The 17,740-nt window shown below is 74.9% G+C and carries 1 protein-coding gene (cut by a window edge); it reads left to right on the forward strand.

Annotation, left to right across the window (positions count from 1 at the left end; genetic code table 11):
- A protein-coding gene (locus HD597_RS16660; RefSeq protein ID WP_253743192.1) for a non-ribosomal peptide synthase/polyketide synthase crosses the window boundary here: on the forward strand, positions 1–17,585 show its 3' portion. Its footprint begins 1,471 nt before the window's first position; only the last 17,585 of its 19,056 coding nucleotides appear in the window; the start codon falls outside the window, past its left edge; the stop codon is at positions 17,583–17,585.
- The last annotated feature ends 155 nt before the right edge of the window (positions 17,586–17,740 follow it).

Below are 17,740 nucleotides of genomic sequence, written 5' to 3' on the forward strand. Positions count from 1 at the left end.
CGTACGCCGAGGTGGAGGACCGGGCCAACCGGCTGGCGCGGGTGCTGGCGGGTGAGGGCGTGGGCGCCGAGTCGGTGGTGGGCGTGTGCCTGGAACGCGGCGCGGATCTGGTCGTCGCGTTGCTGGCGGTGTGGAAGGCGGGGGCGGCCTATCTGCCGATCGACCCCGGGCAGCCCGCGGAGGTGGTCGCGTACATGCTGGCCGAGAGCCGGGCGGTGCTGACCGTCACCAGCGCGCGGATCGCGCAGGAGCTGCCGGCGCGGCTGCTCGTGCTCGACGACGCGCGGACGGCGCGGCGGCTCGCGGCGGCCCCCGCCGGGCGGCCGGAGCGGGCGATGGCCGGGGAGCAGGCGGCGTACGTCATGTACACCTCGGGCTCCACGGGGCGCCGGAAGGGCGTGGTGGTGACGCAGGCCGGGCTGGCGAACTACGTGGGGTGGGCGGCCGGCGCGTACGAGGTGGGCGCGGGCGCGGCGCTGCGCGCTTCGGTGGCCGTGGACCTGACGGTGACCAGCCTGTGGGTGCCGCTGGCGTCGGGTGCGACCGTGGTGACGAACGCGCAGGACCCGGCCGGCGGGCTGGTGAAGGCCGTCCCGTCCCGGCTGGCGCGGCCGTCCGGGACGGTGCCGGAGGATGTCGGGCGGACGTGGGTGGTGGGTGGTGAGGCGTTGCCGGGTGCTCTGGTTCGCTCGCTGCTGGCGCGGTCGCCGGGGTCGGTGGTGGTCAATGAGTACGGCCCGACGGAGACGGTGGTCGGCTGTTGCGCGTATGAGGCGTCGGCTGAGGTCGGCGAGTGGGTGCCGATCGGGCGGCCGATCGCGAACTGCCGGGTGTATGTGCTGGATGGGCGGTTGCGGCCGGTGCCGCCGGGGGTGGCCGGGGAGTTGTACATCGCGGGTGTGCAGGTGGCTCGTGGGTATGTGGGGCGGGCTGGTCTGACGTCGGAGCGGTTCGTGGCCTGCCCGTTCGAGCCCGGCGCCCGCATGTACCGCAGCGGCGACCTCGCGAGGTGGAACGCCGGCGGAGAATTGGAGTACCTCGGCCGGACCGACGACCAGGTGAAGATCCGGGAGTTCCGGGTCGAGCCGGGCGAGGTGGAGGCCGTGCTGGCGGCCCATCCGCAGGTGACCCGGGCCGCGGTGATCGCCCGTGAGGACCGGCTGGTGGCCTTCGTCGAGGGCAGCGACGTGCACCCCCGCCAGGTGCTCCGCCACGCCGCCGACCGGCTGCCCGGCCACATGGTGCCCGCCACGGTCGTCGTGCTCGCCGAGCTGCCGCTGACCGCCGGAGGCAAGGTGGACCGCCAGGCCCTGCCGGTGCCGGGGCAGCGGCCGGCCGCGGCGCGGGCGCCGGCCACCGCGCTGGAGGAGAGCCTGTGCGGGGCCTTCGCCGAGGTGCTGGGCCTGGCCGAGGCCGGGGTGGAGGACGACTTCTTCCGGCTGGGCGGGCATTCGCTGCTGGCGGTGCGGCTGGTCAGCCGGATACGCGCGGCGCTCGGCATCGAGGTGCCGCTGCGCTGGGTGTTCGAGGCGCCCACGGTGGCGGCGCTGGCGGGCCGGCTGGAGGACGCAGGAGCGGCGCGCAAGCCGTTGCGGGCGGTGGAGCGGCCGGAGCACGTGCCGTTGTCGTACGCGCAGCAGCGGCTGTGGTTCATCTCCCGCCTGGAAGGGCCGAGCGCGACGTACAACGTGCCGGTCGTGCTCCGGTTGTCCGGCGAGGTCGATCGGGCGGCACTGAACGCGGCGTTCCTGGACGTGATCAGGCGGCACGAGGTGCTGCGGACCGTCTTCCCCGCCGTGGACGGCGAGCCCCGTCAGCGGGTCGTGGAGGAGCCCGCCTGGGAGCTGGCCGTGACCGAGGTGACCCCGGAGGAGGTCGAGGGCCGCATCGGTGAAGCGGTGGGTCACGTCTTCGACCTCGCGCGCGAGGTGCCGATCCGGGCGTGGCTGCTGTCGGAGCAGGCGGACGAGCACGTGCTGGTGGTGGTCCTGCACCACATCGCGGGCGACGGCTGGTCGTGGCGGCTGCTGGCGCGCGACCTGTCCGTGGCCTACGCGGCCCGCCGCCACGGCGCGGCCCCCCGGTGGGAGCCGTTGCCGGTCCAGTACGCCGACTACGCGTTGTGGCAGCGGGACCTGCTGGGCGAGGACCGGGACGACGACAGCGTGCTCGCCCGGCAGCTCGGATACTGGCGGGACGCGCTGACCGGCGTGCCGGAGGAACTGGTGCTGCCGGCCGACCGGCCGCGCCCGGCGGTGGCCTCCTACCGGGGGCACACCGTGCCGGTCGAGGTGCCGGCCGAGGTGCACGCGCGGCTGGCGGACGTGGCGCGGGCCGAGGGCGTCACCACGTTCATGGTGGTGCAGGCCGCGCTCGCCGTGCTGTTGTCACGGCTCGGTGCCGGGAACGACGTCCCGATCGGGTCGCCGAACGCCGGCCGCATGGACGAGGCGCTGGACGACCTCGTCGGCTTCTTCGTCAACACGCTCGTCCTGCGTACCGACCTGTCCGGGAACCCGACGTTCCGCGAGCTGCTGGGCCGGGTGCGGGAGTCCAGCCTGGCCGCCTTCGAGCACCAGGACGTGCCCTTCGAGCGGCTGGTCGAGGAGCTGGCGCCGGCCAGGTCGATGGCCCGGCACCCGCTGTTCCAGGTGCTGCTCACCCTGCAGAACACCGGTGAGGCGGCGCTGGAGCTGCCCGGCGTACGGGCCACCGGGCTGCCGGTCGGGCAGGCGCCGGCCAAGTTCGACCTGGAGCTGAGCCTGACCGAGCTGTCGTCGGAAGCGGGGCTGCGCGGGGTCCTGCGGGTGGCCGCCGACCTGTTCGACAGGCAGTCGGCCGAGACGCTGGTGGCGCGGTGGACGCGGGTGCTGGACACGCTGACCGCCGACCCGGCGATCCGGCTGAGCGGCGTGGACGTGCTGGCCGCCGGCGAGCGGCACCTGGTGGTGGAACAGTGGAACGACACCTCCGGCGGCACCCTCGCGGAGCGGCCGTCCGGGACGCTCGCGGAGCTGTTCGAGGCGCGCGTGGCCGCCGCCCCGGACGCCACGGCGGTCGTCGGCGACGGGACGGAGCTGTCGTTCGCCGAGCTGGACGCGCGGGCGAACCGGCTGGCGCGGCTGCTGGCCGCGCGCGGCGCCGGGGCGGAGTCCGTGGTCGGGGTGTCCCTGGAACGCGGCGTCGATCTGGTGGTCGCCCTGCTGGCCGTGCTGAAGGCCGGGGCCGCCTACCTGCCGGTGGATCCGGACTACCCGGCCGAGCGGATGGCGTACCTGGTGGAGCAGGCCGGGGCGGTCTGCGTGATCACCTCGTCCGGCGTGCGGCTGCCCGGCGGGATCGCGCGGGTCGTGCTGGACGATCCCGCGGTGGCCGCCGAACTGGCCGGTCAGGCCGCGGACGCCCTGGGCGTCGAGGTGGACGGCGCGAACGCGGCATACGTGATGTTCACCTCCGGCTCGACCGGCCGGCCCAAGGGCGTGGTGGTGCCGCACGCGGGCGTGCTGAACCGGCTGGCCTGGATGCAGGAGCGGCTGCGGCTGCCCGAGGGCACGCGCGTGCTGCAGAAGACGTCGTTCGGGTTCGACGTGTCGGTGTGGGAGCTGTTCTGGCCGCTGCTGTACGGCGGCGTGCTGGTCCTGGCGCGGCCCGGCGGGCACCGGGACGCCGCCTATCTGGCGGAGCTGATCCGCCGTGAACGCGTGAGCGTGGCGCACTTCGTGCCGTCGATGCTGGAGGTGTTCCTGGCCGAGCCGGCCGCCGCGCGATGTGGCGGCCTGGAGTGGGTGGCCTGTTCGGGCGAGGCGCTGCCGGCGCACGCGACGCGGCGGTTCTTCGAGGTGCTGGACGGCGTCCGGCTGGAGAACTACTACGGGCCCACCGAGGCCTCCATCGAGGTGACCGCCTGGGAGTGCCCGCCCGGCTGGGCGGGCGGCTCGGTGCCGATCGGACGGCCGGTGGCCAACACCCGGGCGTACGTGCTGGACGAGTTCCTGCGGCCGGTGCCGCCCGGCGTGGTCGGTGAGCTGCACATCGCCGGGATTCAGGTGACCCGGGGCTACGTCGGCCGCCCCGGGCTGACCGCCGAGCGGTTCGTGGCGTGCCCGTTCGGCCCGGGCGGGGAGCGGATGTACCGGACCGGGGACCGGGTGAGCTGGTCGGCCGACGGCGAGCTGTTGTTCGCCGGGCGGACCGACGACCAGGTGAAGATCCGCGGCTTCCGGGTCGAGCCCAGCGAGGTCGGCCTGGTCCTGGCCGGCTGCCCCGAGGTGGGGCAGGTGGTGGTGGTGCCCCGCGAGGACGTGCCGGGGGACGTGCGGCTGGTGGCGTACGTGGTCCCTTCCGGAGAGACGGCCGGCCTGGCGCAGGTCGTGCGGCGCTACGCCGGGGAGCGGCTGCCGGAGTACATGGTGCCGTCCGCCGTCGTCGCGCTGGACGCGTTGCCCGTGTCGGTCAACGGCAAGCTCGACCGCAAGGCCCTGCCCGCCCCCGCGTACACCGTGACCGCCGGGCGGCGGCCGGGCACCCGCGAGGAGGAGATCCTGTGCGAGGCGTTCGCGGAGGTGCTCCGCCTCGACGGCGTCGGGGTCGATGACGACTTCTTCCGGCTCGGCGGGCATTCGCTGCTGGCGGTGCGGCTGATCAGCCGGATCCGGGCGGTGCTCGGCGTGGAAGTGCCGTTGAAGGACCTGTTCGAGGCGTCCACGGTCGCGCGGCTCGCCGCCCGGCTGGCCGGCGCCGGGGCCGCCCGCAAGGGGCTGGCGCCGATGGAGCGGCCGGAGCGGGTGCCCCTGTCGTACGCGCAGCAGCGGCTGTGGTTCATCGGCCAGCTGGAGGGGCCGAGCGCGACGTACAACATCCCGGTGTCGTTGTCCCTGTCGGGGGACGTGGACGTGGCGGCGCTCGGCGCGGCGTTCCGCGACGTGATCGGGCGGCACGAGGTGCTGCGCACGGTCTTCCCCGTCCTGGACGGCGAGTCCTGCCAGCGGATCCTCCCGGCCGGGGACGTCGACTGGGAGCTCCCGGTGGTCGGCGTCACCGCCGCGGAGCTGCCCGGCGTGGTCGCCGACGCGGCGGCATACGCCTTCGACCTGTCGTCGGAGGTGCCGATCCGGGCGTGGCTGTTCTCGGTGACAGAGCCATCAGGGACGGAGCCATCAGGGACGGAGCCATCAGGGACGGAGCCTTCGGGGACGGAGCCGTCCGAGCGGGGGCCTTCCGCGGCGCACGACGAGCACGTGCTGGTGGTCGTGGTCCATCACATCGCCGGGGACGGGGCCTCGATGGGGCCGCTGGCGGCGGACCTCTCCGCGGCCTACCGCGCCCGGCGCACCGGTACGGCTCCCGCCTGGCCTCCGCTGCCCGTCCAGTACGCCGACTACGCGCTGTGGCAGCGGGAGTCGCTCGGCGACGAGCGGGATCCGGCGAGCCTGATCTCCGGCCAGGTCGCCTACTGGCGGGACACGCTGGCCGGCGCGCCCGAGGAGCTGGAGCTGCCCTTCGACCGGCCGCGCCCGGAGGTGGCCTCGCATCGCGGGCACATGGTGCCGATCGAGGTGCCGGCCGAGGTGCACGCCCGGCTGGCGGACCTGGCGCGGCGCGAGGGCGTCACCACGTACATGGTGGTGCAGGCCGCGCTCGCCGTGCTGCTGTCACGGCTCGGCGCCGGGACCGACGTCCCGATGGGAGCGGTGCACGCCGGGCGGCCCGACGAGGCGCTGCACGACCTCGTCGGCTTCTTCATCAACACGCTCGTCGTCCGTACGGACCTGTCGGGCGACCCGACGTTCCGTGAGCTGCTGGGGCGGGTGCGGGAGCGCAGCCTGGCCGCCTTCGAGCACCAGGACGTGCCCTTCGAGCGGCTGGTGGAGGAGCTGGCGCCGTCGCGGTCGATGGCCCGGCATCCGCTGTTCCAGGTGATGTTCAAGGTCCAGAACAACGCCGAGGCGGTGCTGGACCTGCCGGGGGTCCGGGCCGAGGGGATGGCGCCGGGGACGGCGGCGGCCAAGTTCGACCTGGACTTCACGGTGGCCGAGATCCCGGGACGTGGCGGGTTGCGCGGATCGCTGGTCGCGGCGGCCGACCTGTTCGACCGGCGGTCGGCCGAGCTGCTGGTCACACGGCTGGCGGGCGTGCTGGACGTGGTGACCGCCGAGCCGTCCACCCGGCTGAGCGCGGTGGAGGTGCTGGACGAGGCCGAGCGGCACCAGGTTCTCGTGGCGTGGAACGACACGGCGGCCGAGGTGGCGGCGGGGTCGCTGGTGGAGTTGTTCGAGGCCCAGGTGAGGCGTGCGCCGGGGGCCGTGGCGGTGGTGGCGGGCGACGCGGCGCTGTCGTTCGCGGAGCTGGACGCGCGGGCGAACCGGCTGGCGCGGCTGCTGGCGGGACGCGGTGTGGGCCCCGAGTCGGTGGTGGGGGTGTGCCTGGAGCGCGGCGCCGGGCTGATCGTGGCCCTGCTGGCGGTGTTGAAGGCGGGTGGGGCGTATGTGGCGCTGGACCCGGCGTATCCGGGGGAGCGGTTGCGGTGGATGGCGGCCGACGCCGCGCCGGTGGTGGTGCTGGCCTCGGCCGGGACGGCGGGCGTGGTGGCGGGGACGCCGGTGGTGGTGTTGGACGATCCGGCGGTGGCCGCCGAGCTGGCCGGTCACGCCGCGGACGCGCTGGGCGTCGAGGTGGACGGCGGGAATGCGGCGTACGTGGTGTACACCTCGGGCTCGACGGGGCGGCCGAAGGGTGTGGTGGTGCCGCATCGCGGGGTGGTGAGCCTGTGTGAGTGGTCGGCGCGGGCTGTGCTGGCGGGAATCGGCCGGGTGGCGTTGACGACGTCGGTGTCGTTCGATGCGTCGTGGAATCAGCTGGCGGGGTTGTTCGCGGGTCGTGAGTTGCATGTGGTGGACGGGGAGACGTGGCTGGATGCGGGCCGGTTGGTGGGGTGGCTGGCGGCGGGCGGGGTCGATTTCATGGAGGTGACGCCGTCGTATGCGCAGGTCCTGGTGGAGCACGGGTTGCTGGAGCGGGCTGGGTTGAGGCTGCTGGGTGTGGGCGGTGAGGCGGTGCCGGCGGGGTTGTGGGCGCGGCTGGCCGGTAGCGGGGTGGAGGGGTTCAACTTCTATGGGCCGAGTGAGTGCACGGTGGATACCGCGGTGGCGTGGATCGGGACGCAGCAGGGTCCGGTGATCGGCTCGCCGGTCGCCAACACGCGGGTGTATGTGCTAGACGGCGCGTTGCAGCCGGTGCCGGTCGGGGTGGCGGGTGAGTTGTATGTCGCTGGTGCGGGGGTGGCGCGGGGGTACGCCGGTCGGGCGGCGTTGACGGCTGAGCGGTTCGTGGCGTGTCCGTTCGAGGGCGGGCGGATGTATCGCAGTGGGGATCGGGTGCGGTGGACGGCCGGGGGTGAGCTGGAGTTCCTGGGGCGGGTGGATGATCAGGTGAAGGTGCGGGGCTTCCGCGTCGAGCCGGGCGAGGTCGCGTCGGTGCTGGCCGGTTGTCCCGGGGTGGGGCAGGTCGCGGTGGTGGCGCGGGAGGACGTGCCCGGGGACGTGCGGCTGGTGGCCTACGTGGTGCCGTCGGGAGGCATCTCGATCGACGTCGTGCGGGAGTTCGCCGCGGAGCGGCTGCCCGAGTACATGGTGCCGTCGGCGGTGGTGGCGCTGGAGGCGCTGCCCCTGACGGCGAACGGGAAGCTGGACCGCCGGGCCCTGCCCGTCCCGCGGTACGCAGCCAAGACCGGCCGGGGCCCGGCCGACGCGCGGGAGGAGGTGGTGTGCGCGGCGTTCGCCGAGGTGCTGGGCGTCGAGTCGGTGGGCGTGGACGACGACTTCTTCGCCCTGGGCGGCCAGTCGCTGCTGGCGATCCGGGTGGTGGCGGCGTTGCAGGGCCGTGGCGTGTCGGTGTCGGTGCGCTCGTTCTTCCAGGCGCCCACCCCGGCCGGGCTGGCGCGGTCGGCCGCCGAGGCGAGGGTGCCGGTGCCGGCCAACGCGATCCCGGCCGGCGCCACCGCGATCACCCCGGAGATGCTGCCGCTGGCCGAGCTGACCGCGCAGGAGATCGACCGCGTCGTGGCCACGGTCGAGGGCGGCGCCGCGAACGTCGCCGACATCTACCCCCTCGCGCCCTTGCAGGAAGGACTCCTGTTCCACCACCTGCTCGCCGAGACCGGCCAGGACGCCTACGTGCAGCCCACCGTGGTCGAGTTCGACTCCCGCGACCGGCTGGACGCCTTCACCGGCGCGCTGCGGCAGGTCGTGAACCGCCACGACGTCTATCGCACCTCGATCGTCTGGCAAGGGCTGCGGGAGCCCGTCCAGGTCGTGTGGCGGCGGGCGGAGCTGCCCGTGCACGAGGTGACGCTCGGCGGACAGGGCGGCGACCTCGCCGAACGCCTGGTGGCGCACGTCGGCCGGACCATGGACCTGGGCCGGGCGCCGCTGATGAGCGTCCACGTCACGCCCGTCCCCGGCACCGGCCGATGGCTCGGCCTCATCCGGGTGCACCACATGGCGCAGGACCACACCGCGCTCGAAGTGGTGATCGACGAGGTGCGGGCGTTCCTCGAGGGCCGCGGCGCCGGCCTGCCTGAGCCGATGCCGTTCCGGGACTTCGTGGCCCAGGCCAGGGGCGCCGTCAGCCGCGCCGAGCACGAGCGGTACTTCGCCGGCCTGCTCGGCGACGTCACCGAGCCCACCGCCCCGTACGGCGTGCTCGACGTCCGCGACCACGGCACCGCCTCCGTGCGCGAGATCGTGCCCTTCCCGCCCGGCCTGGCCCGGCGGATACGCGAGGTCTCCCGCCGGGCCGGCGCCAGCCCCGCGACCCTCATGCACGTGGCGTGGGCCCGGCTGCTGTCGGTGCTGTCCGGCCGCGACGACGTGGTGTTCGGATCGGTGCTGTTCGGCCGCATGACCGCGGGCGCCGGCTCCGACCGCGTCCCCGGCCCCCACATGAACACCCTGCCGGTACGCGTCCGCACCGACGGCCCCGGCGTGCTCGAAGCGGTCGGCGCGATGCGCGGCCAGCTCGCGGACCTGCTGCGCCACGAGCACGCCCCGCTGGCGCTCGCCCAGCAGGCCGGCGGCGTCACCGGCGGCGCCCCGCTGTTCACCTCCCTGCTCAACTACCGCCACAACGCCGCCGGCACCCAGGAGGCGGGCGGGTCGCTGCCGGGCGTCACGCTGCGCTACTCCGAGGACCGCGACAACTACCCGCTCACCGTCTCCGTGGACGACGGCGGCGACCGGCTCTCGCTCGCCGTGGACGCCGTCGCGCCGATCGACCCGCGGGCCGTCGGCACGTTGCTGCGCACCACCGCCGGCAACCTGGCCACCGCGCTGGAAGCGGTGCTGGACGGCGACCCCGACTCGCCGCTGAGCGCCGTGGACGTGCTCGACGCCGCCGGCCGCGAGCGGGTGCTGAACGCCTGGAACGACACGGCGGTCCAGGTCCGGCCCGCGACGGTGACGGAGCTGTTCGAGGCCCAGGCGGCGCGGACGCCCGAGGCGGTCGCGGTGGCCTGCGGCGGGGACACCGCCACGTACGCGGAGCTGAACGCGCGGGCCAACCGGCTGGCCCGGCTGCTGGCGGGGCGGGGCGTGGGCCCGGAGTCGGTGGTAGCGCTGGTGATGGAGCGCGGCGTCGAGCTGATGGCCGCCGTGCTCGGCGTGCTGAAGGCGGGCGGCGCGTACCTGCCGGTGGATCCGGAGTACCCGGCCGAGCGGATCGCGTACATGATCGGAGACGCGGCGCCGGCGATGGTGCTCGCCTCGGCGGCGACGGCGGCGGCGGTGCCCGGCGCGCTCGTCGTGGACTCCCACGGGACGGCGGCGGAGCTGCGCGGGCTGCCCGGTGACGACCTGGGGTCGCCGGTGCTGCCCGGGCACCCGGCGTACGTGATCTACACCTCCGGCTCGACCGGCCGGCCCAAGGGCGTCGTCCTCACCCACGAGGGGTTCGCCAACACGGCGGAGGCGCTCGCCCGGCGCTACCCGACCCAGGTGGGCCCCGGATCGCGGATGCTGCAGTTCGCGTCCGTCAGCTTCGACATGTTCTGCTCCGAATGGGCGCTGGCCCTGCCCGCCGGCGCCACCCTCGTCGTCGTGCCGCCGCACCGGCGGCTCGGCGCGGAGCTGGCGGCGTTCATCACCGGTGAGGGGATCACGCACGCCGCGTTCCCGCCCGCCGTGCTCGCCGGCATGGACGACGGCGCCGTCCCCGCCGGCGTGGTCATCGACGTGGGCGGCGAGGCGCTGCCGGCCGAGCTGGTCGAGCGGTGGGCGCCGGGCCGGGAGCTGTTCAACTCCTACGGCCCCACGGAGACCACCGTGGACGCGGCGGTGTGGGAGTGCCGGGCGGGCGTGGCCGACGTGCCGATCGGCACGCCGATCGCCAATACGCAGGTGTACGTCGTGGACGAGCGCCTGGCGCCGGTGCCGGTGGGCGTGGCGGGCGAGCTGTACGTCGCCGGGGCCGGGCTGGCGCGCGGCTATCTGGGACGGCCGGGGCTGAGCGCGGAGCGGTTCGTGGCCGATCCGTTCGGGCCCGCCGGGACGCGGATGTACCGGACCGGCGACCGGGTGCGGTGGAACGCCGACGGCGAGCTGGTGTTCGCCGGGCGGGTGGACGACCAGGTGAAGATCCGCGGCTTCCGGATCGAGCCGGGCGAGGTGCAGGCCGTGATCGCCGCCCACCCGCTGGTCGAGCAGGCCGCGGTGGTGCCCCGCGAGGACGTGCCGGGGGACGTGCGGCTGGTGGCCTACGTCGTACCCGCCGAGCCGGATTCGCCCGCGATGGACCCGGTTGCGATGGACCCCGTTGCGATGGACGCGGTTGCGATGGACGCGGGCGCACCGGATCCGGTCGCGCACGCGCGGTCCGGTGCGGGGGCTCTGGCCGCCGCGCTGCGGAGCCACGCGGCCGAGCGGCTGCCCGGCCACATGGTGCCGTCGGCGTTCGTGATCATGGACGAGCTGCCGCTGACCGCCAACGGCAAGCTCGATCGCAGGGCCCTGCCCGTGCCCCAGCACGCGTCCGGGGCCGCCACCCGCTCGGCCACCCCTCAGGAGGAGATCCTGTGCGGCCTGTTCGCGCAGGTCCTCGGCCTGGACGGGGTGGGCGTGGACGACGACTTCTTCGCGCTCGGCGGCCACTCGCTGCTGGCGGTCCGGCTGATCAGCCGGGTACGGACGATCATGGGCATGGAGGTGCCGCTGCGCGCTCTGTTCGAGGCGCCGACCGTGGCCGCGCTCGCCGCCCACCTCGACGCGGCCCGCCGCGCCGGCGCCGCCGCCGTGCAGACCGCGCTCACCCGGATGGAGCGCCCCCGACGGGTGCCGCTGTCGTTCGCGCAGCGCCGCGTGTGGTTCATCGGCCAGCTCGAAGGGCCGAGCGCCACGTACAACGTCCCGGTCGCGCTGCGGCTGCGCGGCCCCCTCGACCTCGGCGCGCTCCGCCTGGCGCTGCGCGACGTGGTGGAGCGGCACGAGGTGCTGCGCACGCGGTTCCCGGCCGCGGACGGGGAGCCGTACCAGGAGGTCGTGGCGCCGTCGGAGCTCACCCTGGAGCTGCCGGTCACCGACCTCGCGCCCGGGGAGCTGGACGCGGCGGTCGCCGACGCGGCCCGGTACGTGTTCGACCTGGCCGAAGAGGTGCCGCTGCGGGCGTGGTTGTTCCGCCTCGCGCCGGACGAGCACGTGCTGGCCGTGACGATCCACCACATCGCCAGCGACGGCGCGTCCACCGGCCCGCTGGCCCGCGACCTGTCCGCCGCCTACGCCGCGCGCCGCGCGGGCCGGGCGCCGGGATGGGCGCCGCTGCCGCTCCAGTACGCCGACTACACCCTGTGGCAACGCGAACTGCTCGGCGACGAACGGGACCCGGGCAGCGTCATCTCCGGCCAGGTCGCGTACTGGCGCCAAGCCCTGGCCGGCGCGCCGGAGGAGCTGGCACTGCCCTTCGACCACCCCCGCCCGGCCGTGGCCAGCCACCGCGGCCACCCGGTGCCCATGGAGGTCCCGGCCGGGGTGCACGCCGCGCTGCGGCAGGTGGCGCGCGACGAGGGCGTCACCATGTTCATGATCCTTCAGGCCGCGCTCGCCATGCTGCTGTCCCGGCTCGGCGCGGGCACCGACATCCCGATCGGGTCGCCGAACGCGGGGCGTACCGATGAGGCGCTCGACGACCTGGTGGGCTCGTTCGTCAACACGCTGGTGCTGCGTACGGACCTGTCCGGCGACCCCACCTTCGCCGAGGTCCTCACCCGGGTGCGCGAGACCAGCCTCGGCGTCTTCGCCCACCAGAACGTGCCGTTCGAGCGGCTGGTCGAAGAGCTGTCCCCGAGCCGCTCCATGGCCCGCCACGCCCTGTTCCAGGTCATGCTGACCCTGCAGAACACCATCGACGAGGACATCGACCTGCCCGGCCTGCGCACCGAGCCGGTGCACACCAGCGCCTCCGCGGCCAAGTTCGACCTCGACGTCATCATGGCCGAGGCGTTCGACGACGGCGGCTCCCCGGCCGGGGTGCGCGCGCTGATCACCGCCGCCGCGGACCTGTTCGAGCCCGGTACGGTGACCGCCCTGGCCGGGCGCCTGGCGCGCGTGCTGGAGACCGTCTCCCGCGACCCGCGGGTCCGGCTCGGCGCACTCGACGTGCTCGACCCCGCCGAGCGGCACCGCGTCCTGACGGGCTGGAACGCCACCGCGTCCGACGTGCCGCCCGCGACCGTGGCGGAGCTGTTCGAGGCCCAGGTACGGCGCACGCCCGGCGCGGTCGCCGTGGTGGCGGACGGCACCGAGCTGACGTACGCCGAGCTGGACGAACGCGCCGGGCGGCTGGCCCGGCGGCTGGCCGGGCACGGCGTCGGCCCCGAGTCGGTGGTGGGCGTGTGCCTCGAACGCGGGGCCGACCTGATCGTCGCGCTGCTGGGGGTGCTCAAGGCCGGGGGCGCGTACCTGCCGATCGACCCCGCCTACCCGGCCGACCGGGTGGCGTTCATGGTCGCGGACGCCGCGCCCGCCGTCGTCGTGGGCACCGGCGTCGCGGGCGTGACCACGCTGGCCGTGGACGGCGACGGCCCCGAGGCGCCGCCGGTCAGGGACGACGGGGCGGTGACGCGGCCCGCGTACGTCATCTACACCTCGGGCTCGACCGGCCGGCCCAAGGGCGTGCTCGTCTCCCACGCCGGAGTGGCCGCGCTGGTCGCCGGCCAGGTGCGCGCCCTCGGCGTCGGCCCGGGCAGCCGCGTGGGGCAGTTCGCGTCGGCCAGTTTCGACACCTTCGGCTGGGAGTGGATGATGGCGCTGCTGTCGGGCGCGGCGCTGGTGGTGATCCCGCCCGCCCGGCGGCTGGGCGGGGACCTGCCGGCGTTCCTCACCGAGCGGCGGGTCACCCACGTGACGCTGCCGCCCGCCGTGCTCGCCACCCTGGACGAGGGCTCGCTCGACACCGGCGTCGTCGTGGTGGCCGCGGGCGAGGCGTGCCCGCCGGACGTCATGGCGCGGTGGGCGCGCGGCCGGCGCATGTTCAACTCCTACGGGCCCACGGAGACCACCGTGGACGCCACGCTCTGGCGTTGCGACCCCGCCGCCGGCCAGGTGCTGATCGGCACGCCCGTCGTGGACACGCGGGTGTACGTCCTGGACGAGTTCCTGGCGCCCGCCCCGGTCGGCGTGGTCGGCGAGCTGTACGTCGCGGGCGCGGGGCTGGCCCGCGGCTACCTCGGACGGCCCGCGCTGACCGCCGAGCGGTTCGTCGCCGACCCGTTCGCCGCCGACGGCACACGTCTCTACCGCACGGGCGACCTGGCCCGCTGGACGCCGGACGGCGAGCTGGCCTTCGCCGGCCGCGGCGACGACCAGGTGAAGATCCGCGGCTTCCGCGTCGAGCCGGGCGAGATAGAGAACGTGCTCCTCACCCACCCGCGGGTCGCCCGGGCCGCGGTGATCATGCGGGAGGACGAGCCGGGCGACAAGCGCCTGGTCGCCTACCTCGTCCTGACGGACGGCGCCGCCGGCGCCGACCCGTCGATCCTGGAGCTGGCGGCCGAACGCCTGCCCGGCTACATGGTGCCCGCGGCCGTGGTGGCGCTCGAAGCCCTCCCGCTCACGGTCAACGGCAAGCTCGACCGCAAGGCCCTGCCCGAGCCGGACTACGGCGCGCGCACGGCGGCGCCCGCGGACCGCAGACCGCCGGACACCCGCGAGGAGATCCTGTGCGGGGTGTTCGCGCAGGTGCTCGGCCTGGAGAGCGTCGGCGTGGACGACGACTTCTTCGCCCTCGGCGGCCACTCCCTGCTCGCGGTGCGGCTGGCCAGCCGCGTCCGCGCGGTCCTCGGCGTGGATGTGGACATCCGCGTGCTCTTCGAGGTGCCGACGCCGGCCGGGCTCGCCGCCCGCCTGTCCGACGACGGCACCGCCCAGGCGCCACTCGCGCCGATGGCACGCCCGGAGCGGGTGCCGTTGTCGTTCGCGCAGCGGCGGTTGTGGTTCATCGGCCAGCTCGAAGGGCCGAGCGCCACGTACAACGACCCCATCGCGTTGCGCCTGCACGGCGACATCGACAGGGACGCGCTCGGGCTCGCCCTGCGGGACGTGATCGGGCGGCACGAGGTGTTGCGGACGGTCTTCCCCGTCGCGGACGGTGAGCCGTACCAGCGGGTGGTGCCCATCCAGGAGCTGAGCTGGGAGCTGTCGGTGCGCGAGGTCTCTCCCGCGGGCCTGGCGGCGTCGGTGGCCGAGGCCGCCGGGTACGCCTTCGACCTGGCCGCCGAGGCGCCCATCGGCGCCTGGTTCTTCGAGGCGGGGCCGGACGAGCGGGTGCTGGTCGTGGTGATCCACCACATCGCGGGCGACGGCTGGTCCATCGGGCCGCTGGCGCGGGACGTGTCGGTGGCGTACCAGGCCAGGCGTGGCGGGCGGGCCCCGGCGTGGGAGCCGCTGCCGGTGCAGTACGCCGACTACGCCCTCTGGCAGCGGGACCTGCTGGGCGACGAGAACGACCCGGACAGCGTGATCTCCCGGCAGGTCGCCTACTGGCGCGAGACCCTGGCCGGGGCGCCGGAGGAGCTGGCGCTGCCGTTCGACCGGCCGCGCCCGGTCGTGGCCTCGCATCGCGGGCACAGCGTGCCGGTGGAGGTGCCTGCGGAGGTGCACGCGCGGCTGGCCGACGTGGCCCGCGCCGAGGGCGTCACGATGTTCATGGTGTTGCAGGCCGGGCTCGCCGTGCTGCTGTCGCGGCTCGGCGCGGGCACGGACATCCCGATCGGGTCGGCGAACGCGGGCCGTACGGACGTGGCCTTGGACGACCTGGTCGGCTGCTTCGTCAACAGCCTGGTCGTGCGCGCCGACCTGTCCGGCGACCCCGAGTTCCGTGAGCTGCTGCGCCGGGTACGCGAGCGCAGCCTGGCCGCGCTCGCCCACCAGGACGTGCCCTTCGAGCGGCTGGTGGAGGAGCTGGCGCCGTCGCGGTCGATGGCCCGGCACCCGCTGTTCCAGATCGTCTTCACCATGCAGAACAACGCCGAGGCCAGGCTCGACCTGCCCGGCGTCCGGGCCGAGGGGATGCCGGCGGGGATGTCGGCGGCCAAGTTCGACCTGGACGTGCTCGTGGGCGAGGTGCTCGACGGCGAGGGGGCGCCGGCCGGGGTGCGGGGCTCCGTGACGGTCGCCACCGACCTGTTCGACCCGGAGTGGGCCGAGCGGATCGCGCGCTACTGGGTGCGGGTCCTGGAGACCGTCGGCACCGACACGCGGACGCGGCTGAGCGAGGTCGACCTGCTCGAGGAGCACGAACGGCGCAGAGTGCTGGAGGAGTGGAACGACACGGCGGCCGGCGGGCTCGGCACGCCGGTGGTGGAGCTGTTCGAGGCGCAGGCGGCCCGCCGGCCGGAGGCGGTCGCGCTCGCCGGCCCCGAGCAGGTCACCTACGCCGAGCTGGACGAGCGGGCCAACCGGCTCGCGCAGGTGCTGGCCGGTGAGGGGGTGGGCGCCGAGTCGGTGGTCGGGGTGTGCCTGGGCCGCGGAGCCGACCTGATCGTGGCGGTGCTGGCGGTGTGGAAGGCCGGGGCGGCGTACGTGCCGATCGACCCGCGTCAGCCGGTGGAGCGGATCGCCTACCTGCTCGGCGACAGCCGCGCGGTGCTGACGGTCACCAGCGAGGAGATCGCCGACGAGCTCCCGGCGGGCCGGACACGACTGCTGGTGCTGGACGACACCTTCACCACGCTGCGGCTGTCGATGGCCTCGGCCGGAAGGCCGGAGCGGCGTGCGGACGGCGCGCAGGCCGCATACGTGATCTACACCTCGGGTTCGACCGGCCGCCCGAAGGGGGTGGTGGTGACCCAGGCGGCGCTGGCCAGCTACGTGGGGTCGGCGCCGGAGCGCCTGGGCCTGGACGGCGGCCGGTACGCGCTGGTGCAGGGCCAGGCCACCGACCTGGGCAACACGATCGTGTTCGCCAGTCTCGCGCTCGGCGGCGAGCTGCACATCGTGCCCGAGGAGGCGGCCACCGATCCGGAGGCCCTGCGCGCGCTGCTGGCCGAGAAGGAGATCGACTTCGTCAAGATGGTGCCGTCGCACCTGGCGGCGATGGGCCCGGACCTGCTGCCCGCCCGTTCGCTGGTGCTGGGCGGCGAGGCCGCCGCCCCCGACTGGCTGGAGCAGGTCCTCACGGCCGCCGGCCGGCGCGGCTGCGCGGTGTTCAACCACTACGGTCCGACCGAGACCACGATCGGCGTGGCCACCACCCGGCTGCCCGGCGGGCTGCGGCCGGTGGCCAACACCGGCCTGTACGTGCTGGACGAGCACCTGGCCCCCGTGCCGCCCGGCGTGACCGGCGAGCTGTACGTGACCGGCGCCCAGCTGGCGCGTGGTTACCTGGGCCGTCCTGGGCTGACGGCGGAGCGCTTCGTGGCCTGCCCGTTCGGCGGCGGGCGGATGTATCGCACCGGCGACCGGGCCCGCTGGACCGCCGACGGCGGGCTGGTGTTCGCGGGCCGGGTGGACGACCAGGTGAAGATCCGCGGGTTCCGGGTGGAGCCGGGCGAGGTCACCGCGGTGCTGTCCGGATGCCCGGGTGTCGGCCAGGCGGTCGTGGTGGCCCGGCAGGACGGCGAGGCCCGTCTCGTCGGCTACCTGGTGGCTCAGGACGCGGACCACGCCGGTGATCTGCCGTCGGTGGCGCGCGGGTTCGCCGCCGCGCGGTTGCCCGACCACCTGGTCCCCTCGGCCTGGGTGGTGCTGGACGCGCTGCCGCTGACCGCCGGCGGCAAGCTCGACCGGCACGCCCTGCCCGCACCCGATCACGCGGCCGCGGCCGGGGCCGGCCGGGCTCCGGCGGATGCGCGGGAGGAGGCGTTGTGCGCCGCGTTCGCCGAGGTGCTCGGGCTCGACGGCGTCGGCGTCGACGACGACTTCTTCGAGCTGGGCGGCCACTCCCTGCTCGCTGTCCGCCTGGTCAGCCGCATCCGCGCTCTCCTGGGCGTGGACGTCCAGGTCCGTACGCTCTTCGACGCCCCCACGGTCGCGACCCTCGCGCGGCAGGTCGGGGAGGAGAAGACCACGAGGCCGGCCCTGCGCCCCATGCGCGACCGCTGACCACCGCCGCGCGCGAAGGCGTTCAACTGCGGCGTCAGCGCAGTTGAACGCCTTCGCGGCAAAATGCGCGGCATTGTTCACGAGCCGAGGCATACGTCATAGTGGACCCCGGCGAAACGGCAATGCCCGGGCCGGTGATTCGCGCTTTCGCCGCC

This window comes from Nonomuraea thailandensis (assembly GCF_024172165.1).
Classification (GTDB): Bacteria; Actinomycetota; Actinomycetes; order Streptosporangiales; family Streptosporangiaceae; genus Nonomuraea; species Nonomuraea thailandensis.